We start from the raw sequence: 23674 nt of genomic DNA, 5'->3' as shown, positions 1-23674 counted from the left end.
ATTGGTTATTTATATCAGTTAGGTTACGTTATAACATATTTTAACTGATGCATAATGAAGTATAGATAGAAAGAGCAGAATAATTCTCCTGCTTTGTTTTAGGGGTTCTATGAGTGCCAGAAGACAAACACCTTTGGGTTTATATAGCTTAAAGGAACACCCTGCACATTAGCACGCTTACGTTCCCGTGCTAATTTCTTGCCGGCGAGGTTTCTCGCCGGCACTTTTTATTTAATTTCTCACTTTGTGCCACAACTCAACCACTAGCACCACCACACTCCCCGCAGCGACGCCAAGCAAACCATCGAATAAAATCGGTGTTACAACTTCCCCTGTTTTACCAAGATAAGTAAGTGCAAACTCACTCACGCCTTGCTGAGCGTGATGCAACACAGGTATGCCGTGAACGAGTATGCCACCGCCAACCAAAAACATTGCAACTGTACCTGCGAACGCTAAAAAACGCATCAACTGAGGGGCTGCAGCAACTAAAAAGGTGCCTAATAGCTGTTTAAATTTCCCGCCTGTTTGCTGGGCTTTTTGCAGCAAATACAAACCGGCATCATCAAGTTTTACAATGCCTGCAACGAGACCATAAACGCCGATAGTCATAATGATTGCAATAACCGTTAACACCAATGCTTGATTAACCAGTGTAGCACCGGCAACTGTGCCCAAGGTTATAACAATAATTTCGGCTGAGAGGATAAAGTCCGTGCGAATAGCCCCTTTCACTTTCTGTTTTTCGTATTCGTACAAGTCTTGATGTTCGATGACAGATTCATCTTCAGCTTTTGTGTGATCAAACAGCTTTTCAATAATTTTTTCAGCACCTTCAAAACACAAAAATAAGCCACCTATCATTAAAAGTGGCGTGATAAGCCAAGGTAACCACACACTAATCAATAATGCGGCAGGCACCAGTATCGCTTTATTGATAAACGATCCCTTTGCAACAGCCCAGACTACGGGTAATTCTCTATCAGCCGTGACCCCAGTTACTTGTTGCGCATTGAGTGCTAGGTCGTCACCCAATACCCCTGCTGTTTTTTTAGTTGCGACTTTACTCATTGTCGCAATATCATCTAAAAGCGTTGTAATATCATCAAGTAAGGTTAATAAGTTAGTCCCAGCCATAGCAGCTCCTTGCCCATTAATTTCAATAACAACATAACTTATCCTGGTATTTTCACCAACGGTTAATTTTTCTTTGTTAGGCTTATAAATCCACACCATCTGAAGAAACACATTTCCAATGGTTTGGGTAGATTCATTAAAACAGGGGTGTTTCCATGATTAAGCCACTTACTTTAGGGCTCGCTTTAGTCACCTTGTGTGCTTGTGCCGAGCAAAGTGCGCCAAACAATTATAAGTGCGATGAAGAAATCGCGAGTATTACCGACATCAATGAAGAGCAAGCAACACTTTCATTTCAACAAGAGTCTTTTTTACTAAGCCGACAAGTCAGCGCCTCGGGTGTAAAGTACAGTAATGACACCGTACTTTTTTGGTCTAAAGGTCCTGAGGCTATGCTCATTTTGAGAGGTAAAAAATACCACTGTGCTCTCGCCCAATAAAACAGCGAATTCTCCCTGCTAAATTAGCTTAAAGATTGATTTTGAGTATAATAGCGACAGTTTTTTCAGCGTTTAAGCGACCAAAATGAAATACAAAGATCTTCGCGAATTTATCGAGTTATTAGAACAAAAGGGTGAACTAAAGCGGATCAAACAAGAGATTGATCCCTACCTAGAAATGACCGAAATAGCCGATCGCACCTTACGTGCTGAAGGCCCTGCCCTATTATTCGAAAATCCAAAAGGCCACTCAATTCCTGTACTTGCCAACTTATTCGGAACACCCAAGCGTGTTGCGATGGGTATGGGGCAAAATGATGTGAGTGAACTGCGCGAAGTCGGTAAGTTACTGGCCTTTTTAAAAGAGCCTGAGCCACCAAAAGGAATTAAAGAGGCGCTAGGTCAAATCCCCGTATTTAAACAAGTGTTAAATATGCCAGCTAAGGAAGTTAAAAAAGCAGCGTGCCAACAAGTGATTCTTGAAGGCGATGACGTTGATTTAACAAAACTGCCTATTCAACACTGTTGGCCGGGTGATGCAGCACCACTTATCACATGGGGTCTGACGGTCACCAAAGGACCTTATAAAAAGCGCCAAAACCTAGGTATCTACCGTCAGCAATTATTAGGTAAGAATAAAATCATTATGCGCTGGTTATCTCACCGTGGTGGCGCGCTTGATTTCCGTGAGTGGTGCAAAGAACACCCGAACGAGCCATACCCAGTGTCGGTAGCCCTTGGCGCAGACCCTGCCACTATTCTTGGCGCGGTAACACCTGTACCAGATACACTCAGTGAATACGCATTCGCAGGCCTGTTACGCGGTAGTAAAACCGAAGTGGTTAAATCTATTTCCAATGACTTGCAAGTGCCTGCAACAGCTGAGTTTATCTTAGAAGGCTATATTATGCCGGGTGAAACAGCCCCAGAGGGCCCCTACGGTGACCATACAGGCTATTACAATGAGGTAGATGAGTTTCCTGTTATGACAGTGACGCACATCACGCATCGTGAAAATCCAATCTACCATAGTACTTATACGGGTCGTCCACCTGATGAACCCGCGGTATTAGGCGTGGCATTAAATGAAGTCTTTGTGCCTATTTTACAAAAGCAATTTCCAGAAATTGTCGACTTCTATTTGCCCCCTGAAGGCTGTTCATATCGTATGGCTGTCGTGACCATGAAAAAACAATACCCAGGCCACGCAAAACGCGTAATGATGGGTGTGTGGTCATTTCTTCGCCAGTTCATGTATACAAAGTTTGTCATTGTCTGTGATGACGATGTAAATGCACGTGATTGGAATGATGTGATCTGGGCGATAACCACACGCATGGATCCTGCCCGTGATACCACACTGATTGAAAATACACCGATTGACTATTTAGACTTTGCATCACCCGTCTCTGGCCTAGGTTCAAAAATGGGAATGGATGCGACAAATAAATGGCCTGGAGAAACCGATCGGGAATGGGGTGAGCCCATTGTAATGGACCCAAAAATTAAAGATCGTGTTGATGAAATATGGAACAGCTTAGATATTCTCTAAGCTGTGTCTGTGATAAACTGCTCAAAAATTAACGGTTGTGAGCGCACTCGCAATCGGTTATGCGTCTCTGCTTTATAAAGGTAAACTATGCAAACATTACTCGCTGACGTTGTTGCGATCAGCCCGCTTACAGACCACGTACATAAGGTCATTTTGAAACCACAGCAACCTGTGTCATTCGAGGCAGGCCAATATATGCAACTTGTATTAGGCGAAAAAGATAAGCGTGCCTTTTCAATTGCTAGTCGCCCATCGCAAACTGAGCAAATTGAATTACACATAGGCGCATCAGGTGCGGATTCATATGCAATGCAGGCACTTGAACACTTACGTCACGCTCATACAGAACAACAACAGGTTAACGTTGAAGTTGGTTTAGGTGTGTCACAACTTCGCACTGAAGGCGAACGCCCTATCATTTTATTAGCGGGCGGTACGGGCTTTTCGTATGCAAAATCAATGGCTGATCACCTAGCTGAAATAGGCTGTGATCGCCCCGTGTTGTTTTACTGGGGTGTGCGTGAAGAATCGGCTCTTTATGCCCATGACGAAATGCAAACTTGGGCTGAGAGTAACCCTCACTTTCAATACATTCCCGTTGTTGAAAATGCCCCTGCAAGTTGGTCTGGCAAAACAGGCTTTGTTCACAAAGCGGTCATGGCTGATATAGTGTCTCTTGAGCCATACGATATATATATGGCTGGCCGTTTTGACATGATTGGCATTGTGCGTGATGACTTTATTGCACATGGTGCAGTTCGTGAAAACATGTACGCAGATGCATTTGCATTTATAAAGTAAGTGATCCTTTCTTGCTATGAAGGCACCCAGTTTACTGGGTGCCTTTTTTATTTGTTTTAACTCACACTTAAATCCATATAACGATTTCACAAACTGCATTTCCTTGACCATACTTTATATAGAATAATGATGGGGAGAGACCCAAATGCTAAATACAAAAGTACAAGATTTTATGCAACGTAAGTTGCCACATATTACACCCGAAACCGAAATGACCACCGCCATTAGCGAGCTGCAAAAGTTTAAACTATTAGGCGCGCCGGTGTTTGATGATAATAAAGCTTTGGTTGGCTTTATTTCTGAGCAAGAATTACTACAACCACTAATGCAAAACAGTTATTTCTGCGATGGTGTGGTAAAGGTGAAACAGCTAATGCGAACAGATGTCGTCACCGTGAGTATTGATCAAAATATCATTGAGCTTGCCGACGGCATGAAGACCGGCAAACCCAAAAACTACCCAGTTGTTGAAGGTAACAAAGTGGTTGGCATGATCAGCCGTGGCGATGTGCTCAAAGCACTTTATGAGAACTATGTCTCGTGCCAAGAGCATCAAGTGTAAGTTTTGTAGCTAGCTGCTGCTCATTAGCGGTTTGCAGCTAACTCTCTTAAAGCGGCTTTATCGGCATTACTCAAATAAGCAATTTCAAGCGCATTCGCTTGTGCTTTTTCTATGTCTGTTTGGGTTAAGCCCGCAGCGGGCGCAGCGACACGATACTCATGTTCAATTTCAATGCCTTCCACGGCGGGATCATCCGTATTAATTGACGCCAAAATACCGTGATCTAAAAATGTTTTTAAAGGATGACTTGCCAGTTCGGCCACTGTGCTGGTTTGAATATTACTGGTTAAACAAGATTCAATTCCGATGCGGTTATCGCGTAAATAGTCCATAAGTTTTGGATCTTCAATGGCTTTTACGCCATGCCCAATACGCGTCGCACCCAGCTGATTTATTGCCTGCCAAATACTGTCACTGCCTCGCGCTTCACCAGCATGAATCGTCGCGGCCAAATAAGCATCGTGTACTTGCTTAAAATGGTTAACAAACAACTCTCCGGGAAACCCCATTTCATCTCCAGCTAAATCAACCGCCACAAGATCGTTTTTAAATGCAAGCAGTGCATCAAGTTCTTGTTGGCAAATTTCAGTCCCGTACGTACGTGACATAATACCAATCAAATTCACTTTAATCGGGGCACCTTGGCAAGCACTTTTTACACCATCAACAACCGCTTCCACAACACCTTGTGGATGTAAGCCTTGGCTTTGCGCCATGTAATAAGGGCTAAAACGCAGCTCAACATAATCAAGTTTTTGTGCTAATGCATCTTCAACATTTTCGACTGCGATACGACGACACGCATCATAATCTCCCAGCACTTTTACACCCCAATCAAGCTTTTGTAAAAACGCCACTAAATTAGGTTCAGGGTCAATCACCTGTACGTGCGGAATAAGTGCGTCAATATGGTCTGCCGGTAGCGCAAGATTAAACTGTCGACCTAAGTCTAAAATTGTCTGTGGTCGAACATTACCATCAAGGTGGCGATGAATATCAAGCAAAGGAAGTGTGTTGTTGATCATAATTGGCACTCAGTTCAGTCAGTTTTCGCGGATCATACGTACCCGCGTTGATATTTCAAGTTTAGATGATTTTATTTACTTTATTGAGGTCAATTGTCTGCATTAATTCACTGATTTATTTTGTAAGTGATACCACAAGGTTTTAAAGAGTTTATCGGCATCAATGGGTTTCGTTAAATATCCATCCATGCCACTGGCCAGCCCTTTTTTCAAATCATCATCATGCGCATTCGCTGATAAGCCGATAATTGGTAGGTCATTTATTAATAATTCATTACGAATAACTTGCGTTGCTTGCAAGCCATCCATATTCGGCATCTGAATATCCATGAGTACTAAATCATAACTCTTTTCGCTAATCATCTTAATTGCTTCGTGACCGTCTTTGGCAACATCGGGAAGGCACCCTTTTGTTTTTAAAATAGCGCACGCAACATGCTGGTTGAGCGGGTTATCTTCCACTAATAAAATAGCCACATTCGCAAATGATATCGCCGAAATGTCAATTTCTGATAGCACGTCATCCGTGTGGATAACAGCCTCTAAAGGCGACTCAAACGGCACTGTGAATGTAAAGGTAGAGCCTTGCCCTTCAACACTCGTTAGGCTTATGTCTCCGCCCATTAAATCAATAAGCTTTTTACAAATGCTTAAACCGAGTCCCGTACCGCCAAAGCGGCGAGATGTCGAACTATCGGCTTGAGAGAATGGTTGAAATAGCTGCTCCTGCACCTCTTTTTTAATCCCAATGCCCGTATCAATGACGCTAAAATAAGTCATCTTATTTTCTTGCCAAATTCGTAACGTGATCTCGCCTTCAGGGGTGAACTTAACGGCATTATTAAGTAAATTAAGCAGAATTTGTTTCAACCGAATAGCATCTGTTTGAATCACTAATGATTCACTTCGGTCGTAATCAACCACAAAATTAAGTGAGCGTGAGTTCAGTTCAAACTGCATTAAATTACTGATCTCATTAATTAAGCTATTAATATCGACAGGTTCTTGGTGCAGCTCTAATCGCCCAGCTTCGATTTTCGAAAAATCTAGCACATCATTAAGAACGCGCAGTAACACGTTTAGCGCACCATCTGCTTGTTCGATATAAGCGCGGGCTTGCTGCCAATCTTGCTCTTGTAACGCCAAATAATGTAACCCTTTGATACCATTAATTGGGGTGCGGATTTCATGGCTCATATTAGCCAAGAACTCACTTTTAATTTGACTGGCTTTATCGGCTTTTAATTTTTCTTCTCGTAAGCTTTGTGTCTGTTTTGCCACTTGCTGTCGAATTTGAATATTCGTGCCCGTCACCGAGATTAAAAACGTAATCAGCAACCATACGAATAGCATGCCCACTATTTGCGCAAACCAATACACAAGCCATGAGGATTGCTTAACCGGCTCCCACAGCTTTACTTGCCAAACACGCTCACCAACAATGAAATTAAAATGCGCTATTACCTTTGTACCAACCCGCTGCGGACTGAATATTTCGGTGGGATTATCTCCATCCGTCATATCATAAAAACTGGCATCAATATCGGTGTTTTGGTTGTAGTTAAGCGTTTGTGCCAAAACCTCTAAGTTAACGACAGCCACAACATAACCTTTAAAACCAACTTGGTGATGTAAATCCGCATACACAGGGTTGAAAAACAGCACTCCCCGTTCATTCCCGCCCCCTTGCATGAGCGAAATAGGTTCACTGACGGTGACACTTTTACTCAAGCGCGAATTGGTCAGCGCCTCAAAACGGACCGCACTTGAAGCCAAGTCAAAGCCTTTCACTGCTTCATTTCCAATCAAGGGATGAATGTACTGCACTGGAAAATAAATATCGCGTTTGCTGACAGCTTGCCATTCACCTTCAGTATTTTTTTCTTTTACGTAATAGTCGTCACCTAACTCATCGCGCAGTAAGTTTTCGTAATTACTCAACTGTGAGTGAATGACTTTGGGTGCCCACTCAAATGCCGCTATTTCGGTGCTATCTTGCAATTGTCGAGAGGTAAAGCGCTTAAACTCTCTAAAATCAACGTCATCGCTGCTAGCAAAAAATGTCGCCAGTAACGCTAGATGAGACTGTATTTCACCAACACGGTGTTCTAAATTAGTCTTAATGGCACTTACTTTAGTCTGTTGACGTTGCTCGTCCTTAGCTTTTTTTACACTTGATGCGCCATAAAAGCTGACACAAATAATCATGTAAATCACCAGAGACGGCACAATAATTTGAACACGTTGTTGAATGTGATTGTAACTAAACGCAGCCAGTACCAATGGAGTAAAAATCAGTACACCAATGCTGTCACCAATCCACCAAGCAACAAAATTGTTTAACGCCATATAATGGGGGATCACATCATTGATAACCAATAATGCGGTGCCTGCAGAGGCAGCTATTAAGCTACACAATGGACCGCCAATAATCAGCCCTTGTACGCTTTGTCTTAGCGAAGAAAGTTCGAGTGGGTTTTTTACTAAATGGATAATAATGTAATACGCAAGCCAAGCTTGAAAAGTTGAGGCAAGGGTTACACCGATTGCTTGCAGCATTATCTGCCAATGCAAAATGTCGGATACGTTATCTAAATGAATTAAGTTAACCAGAAATGCACCCAGCAAAACCCCAGGGAGTGCTCGGTTTCGGCTGAGTAAAATACTGGCAAGAGCAATACCCGATGGAGGCCAAGCTGCAACAGCATAGCCGTCGATTGCCAGTAAAGAATTGCTTAAATACCCCGTAAAAAAGTAGGCCAGAGCGATACTTATTGTTAACGTAAACGCATTTTTCAAGCCATCACTCCTTAACTGGCAGTCATAAAATTATTGATACAGAACCAATGCTTTGTCTGGTTGCCCACTCTTACTGTAACTCAATACAGCTTGCTGTAAGTAGTCGTCACGATTCGTTGCGTTCAGTGCTTTATCAAACACACGTGCAGCTAAATCGTATTCGCCATGCGCATTGGCTAAACACGCAAGCGCAAGAAGAAGGTCGGTATTTTCGGTGTCTTTCTTCAATACATCTTGCAAACTGGCCTGCAGTTTTAGCGCATCACCTGCTGCACTAGTGCGAAGAATACGAGCTAAGTCTTTATGTTGCAGAGGCTTTTTAATCATTTTAATTAAGCTTAGCTCTATTTTATTTAGTTTTCCTGCGCGCGCCATGGCTTTTAAGTAACTTACTTCTGCCATTGGTTTTAAGTTCTTTGTCAGTTGCTCAAAACGCTCGGTTAACGAGGTGTCAGCCTGCGCTGCAAAATAACGGTCAAACACCTGTTGCCATTCTTTTTCTGTGAGCACTTTTTTACGCAGTAATCGTGGCATAAAGTCATCAAGCGCAGACCATTTCTGTTCTTGAACTAAGACCTGAGCATACATTTTGAGCTCTAGGTTTGTTGCTTTTTTGCGCTCGGCTAACGTTTTTAATTCCGCAAAGATCGTGCTGCATTCACCGCTAGCAAGCCATAAATTAGCCACTTTTAATTGATTTGCTTGGTTGATTTTATCAAGATAGCTAATCGCTTTTTCACTGTTATTATTCGCCAGTGCAGCTTTGGCAAGCAGCGCATAACGTATATCGGTCCACGGCTCTGCGACACTGTTGTTATCCAGTGCTAATTCAAGCTCTGCGTAGTCGTTATTAATCAAACTCCATACGCCTTGTTCAATAGCCGCTTGTTTGCGCTCTTCACTGCGGGCAAAAAAACGATGGCGTGTATGGCTATATAACGACCATAAATAACGCACCAACTTATACCCTAAGTAAGCAATACCACACCCCAGCACAATAAGGGCTGCAACCCCCCATATAGTGCCCTCGATGGTCGTTTTATTGAACGCAATCAGTACATAGCCTTTTTGATCTATAAAAAAAGGAGCAATGCCTAAACAGACTGCAATCGCAATTATCAGCAATAAAAAGCGGATCATTGTGCCCACTCCTTCACCTGCTCCGTACTTTGCAATGACACGTTAGGATTAAAATCGAGTTGCTCTTTAGAAAGCTCAGTTAAACTCTTTAATGCAGCTTTAGTCACGGCATCATCTTGCTTAAAGTAGTCTTTCACAAGCGCATGTGCCGCTTCAACCGCTGTAAAGTACACACTACTTTGCTTGGTTAAAATCGCATCCTGTGCTTGTGCTAAATAGAGCCTTAAACGCTGTTTAACTAAATGACGCTCTTGTTCACTTAAAAACGGCGCCACAACCATGTCTTCTCGCGTACGAACCGTGACAAAAAAATCTTTGAATTGCAGCCACGACTTTGCAAGATTCTGACGCCATTCGCTGACATTTTCACTTAATTGATTAGGATCGTCCTGGCTGACTTCTTCAGGTAATGAAATCGCGTTAAATACCAACTCATCGACTTTTTGATTGATGCCATGCAGCTTTAAATAAATCGCTTCAACAGCCACTGGGTCAATGCCGTTCAAAGTTTGTAAGTCCTGATGAATTGCTTGGCGAATAGCCCCCGTACCAGGATGCTCTGCTAATAAGCTGTCTAATCGTGATAAAACAGCAGCCGCTCCCCGAAAGTCATGCTCAGCCCACAACTTAAACTCAGCCATACGCTGCAGACTGGTCACTTCTTGTGGGTTTAACGTATAGCTTTGTTGCTCAGCACGCTTTAAAGCGGCTTGCAGTTGTTGCTGAGTTTGTTCGGCATTTTCACGCAACGTATCCGCGACTTTTTGCTCGCTATTATACAAAGCTTGTTGCAGAGTTTGCTGAGCATTCTTGATGGCATCGAGTTGTTGCTTTAGACGTTGGTTTTCAGTTGTCAGCTCGTTAAATGCCAGAGTAGACTGCTGATCACTATTCAGTTTATGGTAAAACTCATAACCGACCGCTGAAGCAACGAGAAGTGAAATCAACAGTGCCAAACTACCGGTTTTACTTATCCCTTTTTTATGCTGAACCACTTGGTTTGATGCAGGCTTAGCCGCTGCTGCCTTTTTTGCTGGTTCAGCCGCAGCAGGTTTGGCTGACTGTTTTAGATCTGATTCACTCATTTTGCTACCTTGCTGATTAATGCAGGCGAACATAGCGCTATCACTAGCCCCTGCAGCAATATGTATATGTGTTCTAATGACATTTTTTTGTTGTAGGTATTCAGCGATACGTTCACTAGCAACATAAAACTGACACCCCTTCAACCATGCCAACTGTGACTCATTTAAGCCATTAAAAATGGCATCAACAGCCGCATTACTTGTAATGACTATACCCTCTACACCCGCTGTTTGCCAGTGGTCCATCCACTTACCTGATTCGCTTTCTATGGCACGTCGCTTATAAACAACAAGTTGATTTAACACGGCACCACGTTGTTTTAATGTTTTTGCTATTGTGGTACGCCCACCTTCTCCTTTCACTAAAACAATATTGCTAAGCTCTACATCTTGCAGTGTTTTTAGTGCAAGTAAGCCCTCGGAGTCGTGTTTTTTAGGAACTGCTGCGCGTCGCCCAAATGCCTCATGTATCGCATCTGCCGTCTGTTGGCCAACCGCATAAAGCTGCGCAGTTTTGTTAATTGTGGGGGTAAGCTTTAATAATGCGTGAACGGCATCTTGTGAGATAAAAATAATTTTGTCGGCATTTTCAAGCGGCGCGAGTGCTTGACTACTTGGCGTAAGATAATCAAGCGTCAATACTGGGCACAGGGTCGTTTGATAACCCGCCTGCTGAAGCTCAAGTGCAAGCTCAGTGCCTTTTCCTTCTGGACGAGTTATCAAAATATGCATATTACGCGTCTCTGTATACGTCAGCTAAAATTTTGTCTGCACCTTGCGCCAATAACTTTTCAGCGAGTTCAATGCCTAACTTCTCAGCATCAGCTACTGGGCCTGTAACGTCGTCGCGCAGCATTTGACTACCATCAACCGCGCCAACTAAACCACGCAAATAAACGTGATCATCATTCACGAGTGCAAAAGCACCAATTGGCACCTGACAACCGCCTTCTAAGCGGCGATTCATAGCGCGTTCGGCATTAACACGAATACGCGTTTCTGTATGCTCAAGCGGAGCCAGTAACGCTTTAGTTACTTCGTCATCAATACGGCATTCGATACCAACTGCACCTTGACCATTTGCAGGTAAAGAGACTTCTGGCTCGATGAACGCAGTGATTCGTTCTGGCATTTCAAGGCGAATTAAACCTGCAGCGGCAAGGATAATTGCATCGTATTGGCCATCATCGAGTTTCGCTAGGCGAGTATTCACATTACCGCGTAAATCACGGATATCTAAGTCTGGTCGCGCTTCTCGAATTTGACATTGACGGCGTAAACTTGACGTACCGACGATTGCACCCTGTGGTAACGCATCTAAACTCTTAAAGTTGTTTGATACAAATGCGTCTCGTGGGTCTTCACGCTCACAAATCGTATGCAACGCTAACCCTTCAGGGAACTCAACCGGTACATCTTTCATTGAATGAACAGCAATATCAGCGCGGCCGTCAAGCATCGCTTGCTCAAGTTCTTTTACAAATAAGCCTTTACCGCCAATTTTAGCCAAAGGGGTATCAAGAATAATATCGCCTTGCGTTGACATTGGAACGAGTTCAACTGTCACATCGTCATGAAAGTGTTCAAGTTGGGCTTTTACAAATTCTGCTTGCCATAGCGCTAGCGCACTTTTACGAGTGGCAATTCGAACGCGTTTGATTGTCTGTGTCATGAAAAATCCAATTATTTATCTGGCTGAACTTAATCAGCTAAAATTCTAAATTCTTTTTGTGCAAGTAAAGTGCCTTGTGCGTCAACGACTTCAACACGCCACTCACCAAGCTGTTCTGGCATAATATTTTTTGTCGAGTAAGTGCGATAACGCGGACTGCTTACTGCTAATTCAATAGAGGCTAGCTGCTCATCTTGGTAATACCATTGATGACGAACCGTTTGCCCTTGCATATTTCTAAGCTCACTAAAGAAGCTCAAACTATGCGTAATGTCCGCTAATCTTACATCGTTTTTTAGAACATTGACTGGTTCTCGATCAACAACATCGGTGGTTAATACCGCACGGCTCACTTTATCTGTATCTATTTTAGCGCCAATGGCCACGCTGGCAACATGAGCTGATTGTGAAAACTGCTGCACTTTATTATTAGGTGCTAAAGCGAGCTGCTGTTCATCGTTATTTTCAGGCTTCGCTTCACTGTCTGTGGTCGTTTTAGCCGGTAATTGAGTGTCTTGCGAAGTAACGGTGTCAAGTGATTGCACGTGTGTTTTGGGCTTGAGAGACTCAGTTTCTGGCTCATTGGCCACACTATTAGGCACAAGGTCAGGGGTATTCACATCGGGCTGCTCTGCACTGTCCTCTGTGTTCTCGTTAACGTGCTCTGCTGCAAGATTATTATCAGGAGCTTGTAATACAGCGGTAGTCAACTCAGTGTGCGGCTCATCTTGTTCACTTTGCTCAGCACTCACAGCACCTACGAAGCTGTATATTACAGTCGCCAGGGCCACTAAAATCACGCCACTGAACATAAAAATACGTCGCCAATGCCATTGGTACGTTACCGCTGTGGGTGATGTGCTTGCAGGCTCCGCCGAATTCATATTTGCTGTTATTACAAGTTTGTTTGTCATGTTGGCCTCTTCACAACCAAAAATTAACTTAAGCGAGCAATTAACCACGCTCGAATAGCCATCAGTTCTTCACCACACACCTGATGTGCCATCGGATAGTCTTGCCAGCTAACTTCCATGTTATTTGCGCTCAGTACGTCAAATGCTTGCCTGCCCGCGCTATGCGGTACAACATCATCCATACGCCCATGCGCCATAAATATATTTAACGCCTGTTGCTTAGCTTCGTCAGCCAACTTATCGGGTGCGCACATATACGTTGATAACGCCATGACACCTGCTAACTTATAATCAAGACGTGGAGCCAAATGCAGTGACACGACTCCCCCTTGCGAAAACCCTGCTAAAATAATTTTACTCGCGGGGATGCCTTTCGCTATTTCTTGATCAATGAGCTCAGCCACTTTAGCAGCAGACTCTCGTACGCCTTGTTCGTCGGCACGCTTATCTAAATCCATCGATTTAATGTCGTACCATGAGCGCATCGCCATGCCCCCATTAATGGTGACCGGTTGCACTGGCGCATGAGGAAACACAAACCGCACACCGAGCTCTTTCGGTATCGCTAACTGCGGAGCAACAGGGGCAAACCCCTCCCCCGAGTCACCCAAGCCATGCAACCAAATAACGGTTGCCTTATGCTCACCTTGCGCGGGGTATTCTACAAACCCTAAACTCATAACTCAGAACGCCACTCGATTGGTTGACCCGCTTGGCGCGAAGCCGCATCGCACATAAATTGCCAGAACTCAGCACCAGAACGATTATCAATCCACTTATCGTCTCGCAATTCAAAGTGATGACCATTGAATTTAGTTGCCACCCACACTTGGTGCAATGGCGCTTGTTTATTGATCACTATTTTGCTGCGATCTGGGAAGATGATTTCTAAAATACCTGATGCAGACTCGTAGTCTAAATCAGCATCACATTCATCGATTTGCTCTTCAATTGTTAGCATCAACGCATCGGCTAGTGTGTGGTATTCATGATCAGTCATTTTAGTGTCCTTTAACGGGCTTTAAGCCTAGATCTGGAGGCAGATTGTGTACATCAAGTGTAACAGGAATAAATTCATCCGCGAATAGCTGCATTTTTTAAATATTCTGTTACTCTGCGATTATAAAGCCAGCAACCGTATTAATCTAATGAAAGAGACTCATAGCCAAAAATTTAAAACAATTTTACCTCTTAGTGCCCTACTTATGCTCACTCTGGTGGGCTGTGGACAAAGCGGTGCGCTTTATCTTCCAGATGATACTGCAAAGCCAGCAGAATCTCAGCCACAGGCTGATCCATCCGAACAACCAGAGCAAAAACAGGACCAATAGATGGACTTTTTTAACTACAATAATAATCAGCTGTTCGCTGAAGACATCGCTGTCAAAGAGCTTGCCGACCAATACGGTACGCCCTGCTATATCTATTCACGTAAAACCTTTGAGCGCCATTATCTCGCTTTCGCCGAGGCAGCTAAATCACACAAAAGTTTAGTCTGTTACGCCGTTAAAGCGAATTCAAACATTGCTGTATTAAATATTTTAGCGCGCTTAGGCTCTGGTTTTGACATTGTTTCTAAAGGCGAGTTAGCTCGCGTTATTGCAGCCGGTGGCGATGCCAGTAAAGTGGTATTTTCTGGCGTTGCAAAAACTGCTGACGAAATTGCCTACGCGCTTGAATTGGGGATCAAATGTTTTAACGTTGAGTCGGTTGCTGAGCTAGACCGTATATCAGAAGTAGCAACTTCACTAAACCGTGTTGCACCTATCTCGATTCGCGTGAACCCGGATATCGATGCCAAAACACACCCGTATATCTCAACCGGTTTAAAAGAAAATAAATTTGGTATTGATATTCAAACAGCGGTCAGCGTTTATCAATATGCAGCATCGCTTCCAGGTTTAAACATTACTGGGGTTGACTGTCACATTGGCTCACAGCTTACAGAAATTAAGCCTTTCTTAGCGGCTCTGGAAAAAGTGCTGACCTTAATCGAAGAATTAAAAGCCGTGAATATCACACTTACCCACCTAGATATTGGTGGAGGATTAGGCGTGCCTTATAATGGTGAAACACCGCCTCACCCAAGTGAATACGTTGATAAAATCACATCTCGCTTAGCTAATTATCAAGACTTAGAGCTTATTTTTGAGCCCGGTCGAGCCATTGCAGCTAATGCGGGTATTTTAGTGACCAAAGTTGAGTTTATTAAACAAAATCAAGACAAATATTTTGCCATTGTTGATGCCGGTATGAACGATATGCTGCGCCCATCTCTTTACCAAGCATGGCAAAAAATTGTGCCTGTCGAACCGCGCGAAGATGGCACGCCACGTCAAAACTACGACATTGTTGGCCCAGTGTGTGAAACGGGTGACTTTTTAGGAAAAGACCGTGAGCTTGCGCTACATGCTGGTGACCTACTGGCGCAACGCAGTGCTGGCGCATACGGCTTTACCATGAGCTCAAATTACAACTCACGTCCACGCGTCGCTGAGATCATGGTCGATGGCAAGCAAAGCCACTTAATCCGCCAACGAGAAACCTTAGAAAGCCTTTGGCAAGGTGAGAAAATTTTACCATAAACGTTTTTATAACCGCCCTGCTCTGTGGCATGATTAGCTCAGAGCAAATCCGAATTAGAGCGCTATGTTAGTTAATTTCTCAAAAATGCACGGCCTAGGTAACGACTTTGTTGTTATTGATAACATCACGCAGAATGTTTTCTTGTCACGTGATCAAATAAAGAAACTGGCAGATCGCCACTTTGGTATCGGCTTCGATCAATTACTTATGGTTGAAGCCCCTTACTCTCCTGATTTAGATTTTCACTATCGTATTTTTAATGCTGACGGCAACGAAGTGGAACAATGTGGCAATGGTGCTCGCTGTTTTGCGCGTTTTGTGCGCATGAAAGGCTTGACCAACAAACATAAAATTACCGTATCAACCAAGTCGGGAAACTTAACCTTATACATAGAAAAAGATGGTCAAGTAACCGTAAACATGGGCCACCCAGTCTTTGAGCCAAACAAAATTCCTCTCAAGGCAAGTAAACGCGAGTTAACGTACATTATTCGCACTGAAGAGCACACTATTTTTAGCGGTGCCGTGTCGATGGGGAATCCGCACTGCGTGTTAGAAGTCGACGACATTCAAACCGCAGAAGTCGCAACCTTAGGCCCACTACTTGAAAACCATGAACGCTTTCCACAGCGCGCAAATGTAGGATTTATGCAGGTTATTTCACAAGACCACATAAAACTAAGAGTGTGGGAGCGAGGCGTAAATGAAACATTAGCCTGTGGTACAGGGGCGTGCGCAGCGGTGGTGATTGGTCAAATACAAAGTAAACTGGCAAGCACTGTACAAGTTGACTTACCAGGAGGAAGCTTACAAGTGCGCTGGCAAGGTGAAGGTCATCCAGTAAGAATGACAGGGCCTGCAGAGCATGTATTCGACGGACAAGTGGCATTATGAGTAAACTAACAGAACAACATGTAGCTGAGTATTTAAAAGCACATCCAGACTTTTTAATAAATAATCCAGATGTTCTTGCGACACTTGAGTTGCAACAGCAAACGGCTGCTGCGACATCATTAGTGCACATTCAGCAGCGTCAGTTGCGTGAACACAACACCTTATTAAAAAATAAAATTGAGCAGTTAGTTGCACAAGCAAAAGAAAATGAATTGATTCATCGTTTGTTTAGCGAATGCCATCGCCAACTGTGGACTAACTACGACTTCAAAACGCTGGCAAATAATCTGCGCAATATTATTTGCACAAACCCGCTAATCAATGAATGTCAGTTAGTAAAGTATGAAAAAAAATACGATGATTTAATTGCTCACCGTTTACAAAATGACGGCATCTACTTAGGACGAGTGAATCAGCAAGAACGCGATTTATTATTTTCAGAATCAACCCAATCAACTGCCTTGTATTTGATTGGAAATAGCAACCACCCTGTCGCTATTTTGGCGTTTGGCAGTGATGATGTTAACCACTTTGAGCCCGCTAAAGACAGTTTTTTTGTGCTTGAGTTCGTTCGCTCATTACAGCTACGGTTATTGGAACTTGCATGAGCGACGTAACAACGCCAGACCTTAATGAATTAAGCGATGCATGGCGTACGCCCATCCAGCTTTTTGCTGACTACTTACGTTACGAAAAACAATATTCGATACACACCATAAACCAATACACCAGCCAGCTCGGCTTTGCCGCTTTATATTTTAGTAAGCTCAGTGAAAACTGGTTTACGGTTCAAGGTGAGCATATTCGCCGCTACAGTATGCAGCTGCGCAGTAAACAGTTAAGTGGCCGCACCATTAGTTTAAAGCTCAGCTGTATTCGCAGCTTGTATAAATTTTTAAAAGCAAAGAACATTGCCAATCAGGCACATTACCATAACCCTGCTGAAGCTATTAAAGGGCCTAAATTCTCAAAACCCTTGCCGAAAAATTTAGACGTTGATCAAATGGCAAAATTGCTAGAATTACCCGATGACGATCCTCTCGCTATTCGTGATAAAGCGATGATGGAGTTAATGTACTCATCGGGCTTGCGTATTAGCGAGTTAGTTGGTGCCAACATACAAGATATCAACCCCCGAGAAGGCGAAATTTTAGTACGGGGTAAGGGCAACAAAGAGCGTTTACTGCCCGTGGGAAGTAAAGCGTTAAGTGCATTAAAAGCATGGCTAAAAATTCGCCCACAATTTGCACACCCTGATGAAATAGCCATATTCGTCAGCAGCCAAAAGAAACGCATTTCAATACGTCATGTACGGTTGCGCATGCAAGAGTGGGGGATCAAGCAAGGTATTAGCTCACAAGTACATCCGCACAAGTTACGTCACTCATTTGCATCACATATCTTAGAATCGTCGGGTGATCTGCGTGCTGTACAAGAGTTATTGGGACACACTAGTTTGTCTGCGACTCAAGTTTATACACACCTTGATTTTCAACATTTAGCCAAAGTATACGACAACACCCACCCACGCGCTAAAAAGCGCTCAACACCCGAGTAACCCTGTAATTATGATCCGATTTAATCGTGCCTTATCGCCCGTTTCTGTTCTAAGTTTTGATTTAGATGACACCTTATACAACAATCATCCAATCATAAAATCAGCCTTACAAGCCCAAGCTGACTACTTAGCAAATATTGAGCAATGGCCTGCCGACAGTATGAACTACTGGCTAACATGTCGCGATAATGCATTAAAACAAGACGCAACCTTGGTTGACGATGTCACTCGTTGGCGACAAGCTGCCCTGTTATATGCAATGCAGGATCTTGGCTTTGAACACGACCTTGCCAAGCACCATGCCGAACAGGCATATCAGGCCTTTGCAGATGCTCGTAGCCAAATAACCGTTGCTGATGATGTGCTTGAATTACTTGAAAAGCTTGGCAGGCATTTTCGCTTAATCGCGATTACTAATGGCAATGTCGAGGTTGAAAAGTTTAATCTAAATGGGGTATTTGAGTTAGTGCTTCAAGCAGGCCCACATGGTAAAGCAAAGCCTCACGCTGCTTTATTTAATAACGCAGCGCAGTTATTAAATGTCGCTCACAGTGAAATTTTGCATATTGGTGATAGCTTAGACACTGACGTACAAGGCGCTAATAATGCGGGCTGTCAGAGTGTTTGGTTAAATAACCAAGCGACTAATTATCAATACAAAGGGCTGGCGGATATTGAAATTGAAGATATTTTTGCATTAAATCACTTAATTAAAGAGTAACTATTTTTACACGGTCTCGGTTGTTGCTAAAGTAACCCTCTAATCATTGAGATTTCTAGGCAAAATAAATGAATACTCTGCTGAAACTTTTACTACTGTGCTCATTAAGCATTAATGGCTACTTTTTTTGGCAGCTCAGTCGTCAAGAGAGCACGGTGATAGCAGATAAACAGCAATTTACAGCAACTCAGGTTAATAGCGCTGTTCAACCTAAGCTATTTGAGCACGCCATCACATTGTTTAATAACCAACAATTCGATAAGGCTGTTGCCGCATACTCGCAGCTCAAGGACAATTCACCGCAATACGCACAGCAACTTAAACATGCATGGCAACAAACCGTTGAAACATGGCTGCTAGAGCAGCACGAGCATATCAGCGAGCAATTTCTAAGCGCCTTTTTAAACAGTCATCCATACGATGCCGCCATGTTAAAGCTCGATGCAAAACGGTTAATTAATCAAGGTTATGTACAACAGGGTATTGTTAATTTGATGGCGCTAAGTGATCAATTAGACAGTAATCCGCACAGTGACCTCACTCAGCAAATAGAAGAGCTCACTACTTTACACAGCAATCACTTAATTAACACACAACATTGGCAGCAATTGCTCGAACACAGCCAGCAATGGTTAGAATACGCGCCCTATCATGCCTACTACTTATATATTCATGCATTGGCTTACTACCACTTAGGTGACTATGTGGCGAGTCAAATAAGTTTAGAGCAGTTACCTAATAACCATGCCTTTAAAACACAATCCGACCAACTTAAGCAAAAAATACAGCATGCTTTGGCAGGCGTTGAGAAAGTGAAATTAACTCCCCGAGGGGCGCATTACCTTGTTAGTAGCGTTATTAATAATGAGATTGAGGCCACGCTCATGATTGATACGGGAGCAAGCTTTACCGTTATTGACCAAGCGCTATTGAATACACTCAGCGAACCGGCCCGCTATATTGACACCTTACACGTAAATACGGCGAATGGGCTCGTTGAAGCACAACGCTATCGAGTACAATCGTTTCGCATAGGCCAGCAAAAAGTTGATGACTTTGATATTTTGGTTATCAACAATCACACGGGCTTCGGCCTACTTGGTATGAACTTTTTAGAGAAATTTAAGTTTAATATCAATCAGCAACTGGATGAGTTAGAGTTAACAAAGACTATTTATTAAGGACGAAACATGACACTCAATGACTTCTTACAAAAATTAGCTGAAACACCCCATTTAATCGAGTTTACCGATACAATGGCGGTAATTGATCGTCATTATGACTTTACGCCCAGTGGTTTCAATAATCACGGACTAATTAGTTCAGCCAATGAGAATAATGGATCATGTAAAATCTTCGCGTTTGCAAAACTTAATCAACTCAGCAAACAAAACACCCTCGATTGTTTTGGCGCGTTTTACCGTGAAGACGTTGTTAAACACCCTGATGGCCAAGATCACATGAATATACGCACATTTATGCTCGCACCTGAGACTACGCCGTTTTTGGGGATCACCTTTAGCGAAGAAAATGTACTAAAAGCAAAATAACTACAGCTTTTTTTCCATAAAATAACGGCAGCCGTTGAGTGGGTAATTTGCCATTTGGTACACCACTTGGTAGCCGTTTTTTTCGTAGAAAGGTTTAGCTTGGAAATCAAGCGTATCGAGTTGAGCGACCGTTGCCCCAAGCGCAATAGCTTTGGTTTCTAACTCATGGAGCAAACGCGTTGCAAGCCCTTTACCTCGTGTAAAGTCGTCGCACCACAGCCAACTTATCAGCAGCCAGTTACCAAATACATAACCATGAATACCCGCAACAGTATCACACTTTTTATTCACGTATTTAAAACCTAACGGCACACGTTCAGCATTAAAGTGCTGCTTATTAAATGCAACAACATGCGCCCTTAGCTCATCGTTTAGCTCTACCGAGTCATCACTTTTTAATTGATACATAGCATACCTATAAATGTTATGACTCAGTATAAGCATTTAACGTATTCAGTATAAATGATTTTTTCCGTAAGGGACTTCTAGCATGTTGCTTGCAAGTTTTTCTGGCTGGCCACACATTTCATCGTACGCACTGGTATGACGTAACACCATCTCACCATAGCTCAAATGATCAAGTCGCTTTTGAATATGCAGCGGGCTCAAATCACGGATAAACTCGCCTTTCTCGTCAGTAACATAGTACTCCACATTATTGATAACCACAGACACTTGATAAAGTGCCATTTCCAATGAGTGCACAATAACTTTTTGCAGTGGTTGGTGCGCTGCAAGTTCAGATAACTTAATCGCCATGTGAAATCCTCTTTGTGTATAGAGTTATCTATACGTGAATTTGGTATACTGTGATCAAATTAATTGTGCAAAAATCATCCATGGTAGAAAAAGTACGGCTTGCTAAATATATTGCTCATGCTGGCATATGCTCTCGTAAACAAGCCTCACGCTTAATTGACCAAGGCGTTGTAAGGGTTAATGGCCAAGCGGCAAATCATATTGACCATGTAAACGACGAAGATGAAGTGATTGTTGAAGGACAGACGATCACAGGAAAAGCACCAATGGTTTATTTTGCTTACCATAAACCCGTAGGCATTGATTGCAAACTCAATCGTAGCGATGCACAGAGCCTTATCCATTTTTTACCGAGCGAAACCCGCGTTTACCCCATTGGCCGCTTAGATAAAGACTCCCGCGGACTGTTAATACTGACCAATGATGGTGAGTTTTGTAACCAATTAATCCACCCAGACTTTCATCAGCCAAAACGCTACTTGGTCACGGTCGATAAACCGTTAAATCACACTTTCTGTCAAACAATGGCACATGGCGTGCCTGTCGATAAACACATCACTCTTCCGTGTGAAGTAACGCAAGTAAATGAGCAGCAGTTTATGATTACCTTAAGGCAAGGGCTTAACCGTCAAATTCGCAAAATGGCGCACTATTGTGGCTACAAAGTTATTGATCTTTATAGAATTGAAATTGCCAATTTATCTATCGAACAGCTCGGCCTTGCAGAAGGGCAAACAACCCGTATCGAAAAAACAGACATCATCTAACAAAAAAACTTTGCATTATTTGACTACAGGTGTAATCTTTAATTAAAGATTACACCTGTAGGCAATAAAATGATTGAACTTTCAAAAGCAGAATTCGAAGTATTAGATGCCGTGTGGCTCGATTATCCTGCGACAGCCAGCCAAGTTATTGAGCGTTTGAGTGACGATAAAGAGTGGCACGAAAAAACCATAAAAACCTTACTCAGCCGCTTAGTTAAAAAAGGCGCACTCAGCTTTGAAAAACAAGGGCGACTGTATAACTACACGCCTTGCATTGCGCGTGAAGAGTACACACTAAAAGAAAGCCAAAGCTTTGTTGAACGATTCTTTAATGGCCGTATAGCCCCGCTGGTTAGCGGCTTTGCAAAGTCTGAACAACTTTCTCAAAACGACATTGATGAGCTTAAAAAAGTCATTAATGATTGGGAAAAGCAGCAAAAGTAAGGTGATGTCATGTTCGAAACGTTTTTTAATTGGCTATTAGAGCAGCAACTCTTTATCTCTTGCGCTATTTTATTTCTTATCCTTCTTGAGCGAAAGCTCCTCAGCCACGTATCTGCTCGCCTTGTTTATGCGTTATGGGCATTACTCCCTGCGTGTTTAATGTTGGCAAATTTGCCTGATCATTTAAAACCAATACACAATCAGTTCATTAGTCAGTTTACCATTACCCCATCTAATCCAGTGACGCCACAGCTATCACTGAGCTGGTTCGCTATTTATAGCCTAATAACAATTACACTTATGCTCTGTGCCGTGTACTTTCATTATCAGTTTCTCACTCGCTTAAAATTAAAGCCAATAGCGACCCCTAATGACAACTATAAAGGATTACGTTTTTATCAAAGTGAAAAAGTCAGTTCACCCTTAGTCATTGGGCTGATAAAAACCAAATTAGTCCTGCCATCTAATTACAACATTAATTACGACCAGCATGCTTTAGCCCTTATTTTGGAGCATGAGTGTGTCCACATTCATCGTAAAGATAATTTAATTAACGCGTTGGCGCTCATGGGCACCTTGTTAATTTGGTTTAACCCACTCGCCTGGTTGGGCTATGCCAGCCTGCGTCGATTGCAAGAGCTTTCATGCGATGAACACGTACTAAAAGATAAATCAACGGAACAACGAATTCTATACAGCAAGGCATTAGTGCATTGTGCAAGCTTTAGCACCGTGGGACTCATGGCTTACTCACAATACGGAGATAAAAACACCATGTTACAAAGACTCAACCAAATTAAACAACTCGATAATAGCTCGTTTATTGCAAAAACAGCACTTGTTATTTTTGCGGCCGGTATGCTTAGTAGCTTTGCAATTGCAAAACAGCCTGTGAATGCAGAGAAAGAAAAAGACTACCAAGCTGTGATGCGTGTAGAGCCTATCTATCCAGTGCAGGCAGTAGAGCAAGGAATAAGCGGCTCAGTTGTATTGAAATACGACATTTCACCCAGCGGGGCCACCAGCAATATCAGTGTTGTGAGTGCTGAGCCTGAGGATGTATTTAACCGAGAGGCTAAGCGCGCACTAAAAAAATGGCAATACGCGCCAACTGAATCAGGCTATAAAAATGTCCTCGTGCAGCTCGACTTTGCTTTGGATGAAAACGTTAAAGCGAAGGATTTAATTGAGAAAATTAAAGTGAGCTCTAAGTAATTAACGAGCACCAAAGACCCTAAAGCAAGCGCCTTTTTTAAGCCGCTTGCTTT

General features: G+C 42.9%; 26 protein-coding genes. 15 read left to right on the top strand and 11 right to left on the bottom strand.

What is annotated here, in order from left to right:
• Positions 1-231: 231 nt before the first annotated feature.
• Complete coding sequence (locus IT970_RS00640; protein ID WP_065978905.1) at positions 232-1137, bottom strand: DUF808 domain-containing protein; 906 nt, start codon at positions 1135-1137, stop codon at positions 232-234.
• 155 nt (positions 1138-1292) lie between these two features.
• Between IT970_RS00640 and IT970_RS00635 the strand changes: the two genes are divergently transcribed.
• The 4 genes from IT970_RS00635 (at position 1293) to IT970_RS00620 (ending at position 4492) form a co-directional block, all read left to right on the top strand.
• Entirely contained in the window at positions 1293-1577 is a 285-nt protein-coding gene (locus tag IT970_RS00635; protein ID WP_227006855.1) for an MliC family protein, read from the top strand.
• A gap of 85 nt (positions 1578-1662) precedes the next feature.
• Entirely contained in the window at positions 1663-3129 is a 1467-nt protein-coding gene (gene ubiD / locus IT970_RS00630) for a 4-hydroxy-3-polyprenylbenzoate decarboxylase (RefSeq protein ID WP_196857508.1), read from the top strand.
• A gap of 87 nt (positions 3130-3216) precedes the next feature.
• Complete coding sequence (gene fre, locus IT970_RS00625; protein WP_196857507.1) at positions 3217-3930, top strand: NAD(P)H-flavin reductase; 714 nt, start codon at positions 3217-3219, stop codon at positions 3928-3930.
• Between the two features lie 145 nt (positions 3931-4075).
• Entirely contained in the window at positions 4076-4492 is a 417-nt protein-coding gene (locus tag IT970_RS00620) for a CBS domain-containing protein (protein WP_036974436.1), read from the top strand.
• A gap of 23 nt (positions 4493-4515) precedes the next feature.
• Here IT970_RS00620 and add read toward each other — a convergent pair whose 3' ends face one another.
• From add to cyaY, 8 genes are all read right to left on the bottom strand, one after another.
• Complete coding sequence (gene add, locus IT970_RS00615) at positions 4516-5517, bottom strand: adenosine deaminase (protein WP_065978891.1); 1002 nt, start codon at positions 5515-5517, stop codon at positions 4516-4518.
• Between the two features lie 102 nt (positions 5518-5619).
• Positions 5620-8316 (bottom strand): CHASE domain-containing protein, encoded by a 2697-nt coding sequence (locus tag IT970_RS00610; protein ID WP_036974432.1) that lies wholly within the window; start codon positions 8314-8316, stop codon positions 5620-5622.
• Between the two features lie 30 nt (positions 8317-8346).
• Positions 8347-9456 carry a heme biosynthesis HemY N-terminal domain-containing protein gene (locus IT970_RS00605; protein WP_065978890.1) on the bottom strand — a complete coding sequence of 370 codons (1110 nt, stop codon included), beginning with the start codon at positions 9454-9456 and terminating at the stop codon, positions 8347-8349.
• Positions 9453-11273: a uroporphyrinogen-III synthase gene (locus IT970_RS00600; RefSeq protein ID WP_118843890.1), complete on the bottom strand. Its 1821-nt coding sequence runs from the start codon at positions 11271-11273 to the stop codon at positions 9453-9455. The genes IT970_RS00605 and IT970_RS00600 overlap by 4 nt, the downstream gene beginning before the upstream one ends.
• Before the next feature lies 1 nt (position 11274).
• On the bottom strand, positions 11275-12213 hold the full coding sequence (hemC, locus tag IT970_RS00595; protein ID WP_036974425.1) for a hydroxymethylbilane synthase: 939 nt from the start codon (positions 12211-12213) through the stop codon (positions 11275-11277).
• Between the two features lie 29 nt (positions 12214-12242).
• Positions 12243-13127, bottom strand: a complete 885-nt coding sequence (locus IT970_RS00590) for a DUF2914 domain-containing protein (RefSeq protein ID WP_036974464.1) — start codon at positions 13125-13127, stop codon at positions 12243-12245.
• 23 nt (positions 13128-13150) lie between these two features.
• Positions 13151-13807 carry an alpha/beta hydrolase gene (locus IT970_RS00585; protein WP_075594389.1) on the bottom strand — a complete coding sequence of 219 codons (657 nt, stop codon included), beginning with the start codon at positions 13805-13807 and terminating at the stop codon, positions 13151-13153.
• Positions 13804-14127 (bottom strand): iron donor protein CyaY, encoded by a 324-nt coding sequence (gene cyaY, locus IT970_RS00580; RefSeq protein ID WP_075594390.1) that lies wholly within the window; start codon positions 14125-14127, stop codon positions 13804-13806. The genes IT970_RS00585 and cyaY overlap by 4 nt, the downstream gene beginning before the upstream one ends.
• A 148-nt stretch (positions 14128-14275) precedes the next feature.
• On the opposite strand from cyaY, the gene lptM reads away from it, so the two are divergent.
• From lptM to IT970_RS00540, 8 genes are all read left to right on the top strand, one after another.
• Positions 14276-14458 (top strand): LPS translocon maturation chaperone LptM, encoded by a 183-nt coding sequence (gene lptM, locus IT970_RS00575; protein ID WP_036974419.1) that lies wholly within the window; start codon positions 14276-14278, stop codon positions 14456-14458.
• On the top strand, positions 14459-15712 hold the full coding sequence (gene lysA, locus IT970_RS00570; protein WP_065978886.1) for a diaminopimelate decarboxylase: 1254 nt from the start codon (positions 14459-14461) through the stop codon (positions 15710-15712).
• Between the two features lie 64 nt (positions 15713-15776).
• Complete coding sequence (gene dapF / locus IT970_RS00565) at positions 15777-16607, top strand: diaminopimelate epimerase (RefSeq protein WP_036974416.1); 831 nt, start codon at positions 15777-15779, stop codon at positions 16605-16607.
• Positions 16604-17215, top strand: a complete 612-nt coding sequence (locus IT970_RS00560; protein WP_036974415.1) for a DUF484 family protein — start codon at positions 16604-16606, stop codon at positions 17213-17215. Before dapF ends, IT970_RS00560 begins: the two co-directional genes overlap by 4 nt.
• Entirely contained in the window at positions 17212-18165 is a 954-nt protein-coding gene (locus tag IT970_RS00555; protein ID WP_036974413.1) for a tyrosine recombinase XerC, read from the top strand. The genes IT970_RS00560 and IT970_RS00555 overlap by 4 nt, the downstream gene beginning before the upstream one ends.
• A 10-nt stretch (positions 18166-18175) precedes the next feature.
• Positions 18176-18886, top strand: a complete 711-nt coding sequence (locus IT970_RS00550) for an HAD-IA family hydrolase (protein ID WP_036974411.1) — start codon at positions 18176-18178, stop codon at positions 18884-18886.
• 68 nt (positions 18887-18954) lie between these two features.
• On the top strand, positions 18955-20067 hold the full coding sequence (locus IT970_RS00545; protein ID WP_196857506.1) for a retropepsin-like aspartic protease family protein: 1113 nt from the start codon (positions 18955-18957) through the stop codon (positions 20065-20067).
• Positions 20068-20076: 9 nt separating this feature from the next.
• Entirely contained in the window at positions 20077-20436 is a 360-nt protein-coding gene (locus IT970_RS00540) for a HopJ type III effector protein (RefSeq protein WP_074989623.1), read from the top strand.
• Here IT970_RS00540 and IT970_RS00535 read toward each other — a convergent pair whose 3' ends face one another.
• Both IT970_RS00535 and IT970_RS00530 read right to left on the bottom strand, forming a co-directional pair.
• Positions 20437-20844: a GNAT family N-acetyltransferase gene (locus IT970_RS00535; RefSeq protein ID WP_065978881.1), complete on the bottom strand. Its 408-nt coding sequence runs from the start codon at positions 20842-20844 to the stop codon at positions 20437-20439.
• A gap of 45 nt (positions 20845-20889) precedes the next feature.
• Positions 20890-21195, bottom strand: a complete 306-nt coding sequence (locus IT970_RS00530; protein ID WP_036974408.1) for a DUF6482 family protein — start codon at positions 21193-21195, stop codon at positions 20890-20892.
• An 80-nt stretch (positions 21196-21275) separates the two neighbouring features.
• On the opposite strand from IT970_RS00530, the gene IT970_RS00525 reads away from it, so the two are divergent.
• The 3 genes from IT970_RS00525 to IT970_RS00515 all read left to right on the top strand — a co-directional run bounded on the left by IT970_RS00525 (position 21276) and on the right by IT970_RS00515 (position 23621).
• Complete coding sequence (locus IT970_RS00525) at positions 21276-21962, top strand: pseudouridine synthase (protein WP_196857770.1); 687 nt, start codon at positions 21276-21278, stop codon at positions 21960-21962.
• Between the two features lie 69 nt (positions 21963-22031).
• A complete protein-coding gene (locus IT970_RS00520; RefSeq protein WP_036974407.1) occupies positions 22032-22406 on the top strand; it encodes a BlaI/MecI/CopY family transcriptional regulator in 375 nt (124 codons plus the stop codon).
• Between the two features lie 9 nt (positions 22407-22415).
• Entirely contained in the window at positions 22416-23621 is a 1206-nt protein-coding gene (locus IT970_RS00515) for a M56 family metallopeptidase (RefSeq protein ID WP_036974406.1), read from the top strand.
• Positions 23622-23674 lie beyond the last annotated feature (53 nt).

Source organism: Pseudoalteromonas sp. A41-2 (genome assembly GCF_015767615.1).
GTDB lineage: Bacteria > Pseudomonadota > Gammaproteobacteria > Enterobacterales > Alteromonadaceae > Pseudoalteromonas > Pseudoalteromonas lipolytica.
The sequence above is the reverse complement of the archived record's forward strand: the minus strand, read 5'-3'. Positions and strand labels throughout refer to the sequence as shown.

Bases quoted from the DNA above. Each gene is read 5' to 3' on its own strand.
- IT970_RS00640 (WP_065978905.1), bottom strand. From the start codon at position 1,137: ATGGCTGGGACTAACTTATTAACCTTACTTGATGATATTACAACGCTT.
- IT970_RS00635 (WP_227006855.1), top strand. From the start codon at position 1,293: ATGATTAAGCCACTTACTTTAGGGCTCGCTTTAGTCACCTTGTGTGCT.
- ubiD (WP_196857508.1), top strand. From the start codon at position 1,663: ATGAAATACAAAGATCTTCGCGAATTTATCGAGTTATTAGAACAAAAG.
- fre (WP_196857507.1), top strand. From the start codon at position 3,217: ATGCAAACATTACTCGCTGACGTTGTTGCGATCAGCCCGCTTACAGAC.
- IT970_RS00620 (WP_036974436.1), top strand. From the start codon at position 4,076: ATGCTAAATACAAAAGTACAAGATTTTATGCAACGTAAGTTGCCACAT.
- add (WP_065978891.1), bottom strand. From the start codon at position 5,517: ATGATCAACAACACACTTCCTTTGCTTGATATTCATCGCCACCTTGAT.
- IT970_RS00605 (WP_065978890.1), bottom strand. From the start codon at position 9,456: ATGATCCGCTTTTTATTGCTGATAATTGCGATTGCAGTCTGTTTAGGC.
- IT970_RS00600 (WP_118843890.1), bottom strand. From the start codon at position 11,273: ATGCATATTTTGATAACTCGTCCAGAAGGAAAAGGCACTGAGCTTGCA.
- hemC (WP_036974425.1), bottom strand. From the start codon at position 12,213: ATGACACAGACAATCAAACGCGTTCGAATTGCCACTCGTAAAAGTGCG.
- IT970_RS00590 (WP_036974464.1), bottom strand. From the start codon at position 13,127: ATGACAAACAAACTTGTAATAACAGCAAATATGAATTCGGCGGAGCCT.
- IT970_RS00585 (WP_075594389.1), bottom strand. From the start codon at position 13,807: ATGAGTTTAGGGTTTGTAGAATACCCCGCGCAAGGTGAGCATAAGGCA.
- cyaY (WP_075594390.1), bottom strand. From the start codon at position 14,127: ATGACTGATCATGAATACCACACACTAGCCGATGCGTTGATGCTAACA.
- lptM (WP_036974419.1), top strand. From the start codon at position 14,276: ATGAAAGAGACTCATAGCCAAAAATTTAAAACAATTTTACCTCTTAGT.
- lysA (WP_065978886.1), top strand. From the start codon at position 14,459: ATGGACTTTTTTAACTACAATAATAATCAGCTGTTCGCTGAAGACATC.
- dapF (WP_036974416.1), top strand. From the start codon at position 15,777: ATGTTAGTTAATTTCTCAAAAATGCACGGCCTAGGTAACGACTTTGTT.
- IT970_RS00560 (WP_036974415.1), top strand. From the start codon at position 16,604: ATGAGTAAACTAACAGAACAACATGTAGCTGAGTATTTAAAAGCACAT.
- IT970_RS00555 (WP_036974413.1), top strand. From the start codon at position 17,212: ATGAGCGACGTAACAACGCCAGACCTTAATGAATTAAGCGATGCATGG.
- IT970_RS00550 (WP_036974411.1), top strand. From the start codon at position 18,176: ATGATCCGATTTAATCGTGCCTTATCGCCCGTTTCTGTTCTAAGTTTT.
- IT970_RS00545 (WP_196857506.1), top strand. From the start codon at position 18,955: ATGAATACTCTGCTGAAACTTTTACTACTGTGCTCATTAAGCATTAAT.
- IT970_RS00540 (WP_074989623.1), top strand. From the start codon at position 20,077: ATGACACTCAATGACTTCTTACAAAAATTAGCTGAAACACCCCATTTA.
- IT970_RS00535 (WP_065978881.1), bottom strand. From the start codon at position 20,844: ATGTATCAATTAAAAAGTGATGACTCGGTAGAGCTAAACGATGAGCTA.
- IT970_RS00530 (WP_036974408.1), bottom strand. From the start codon at position 21,195: ATGGCGATTAAGTTATCTGAACTTGCAGCGCACCAACCACTGCAAAAA.
- IT970_RS00525 (WP_196857770.1), top strand. From the start codon at position 21,276: ATGGTAGAAAAAGTACGGCTTGCTAAATATATTGCTCATGCTGGCATA.
- IT970_RS00520 (WP_036974407.1), top strand. From the start codon at position 22,032: ATGATTGAACTTTCAAAAGCAGAATTCGAAGTATTAGATGCCGTGTGG.
- IT970_RS00515 (WP_036974406.1), top strand. From the start codon at position 22,416: ATGTTCGAAACGTTTTTTAATTGGCTATTAGAGCAGCAACTCTTTATC.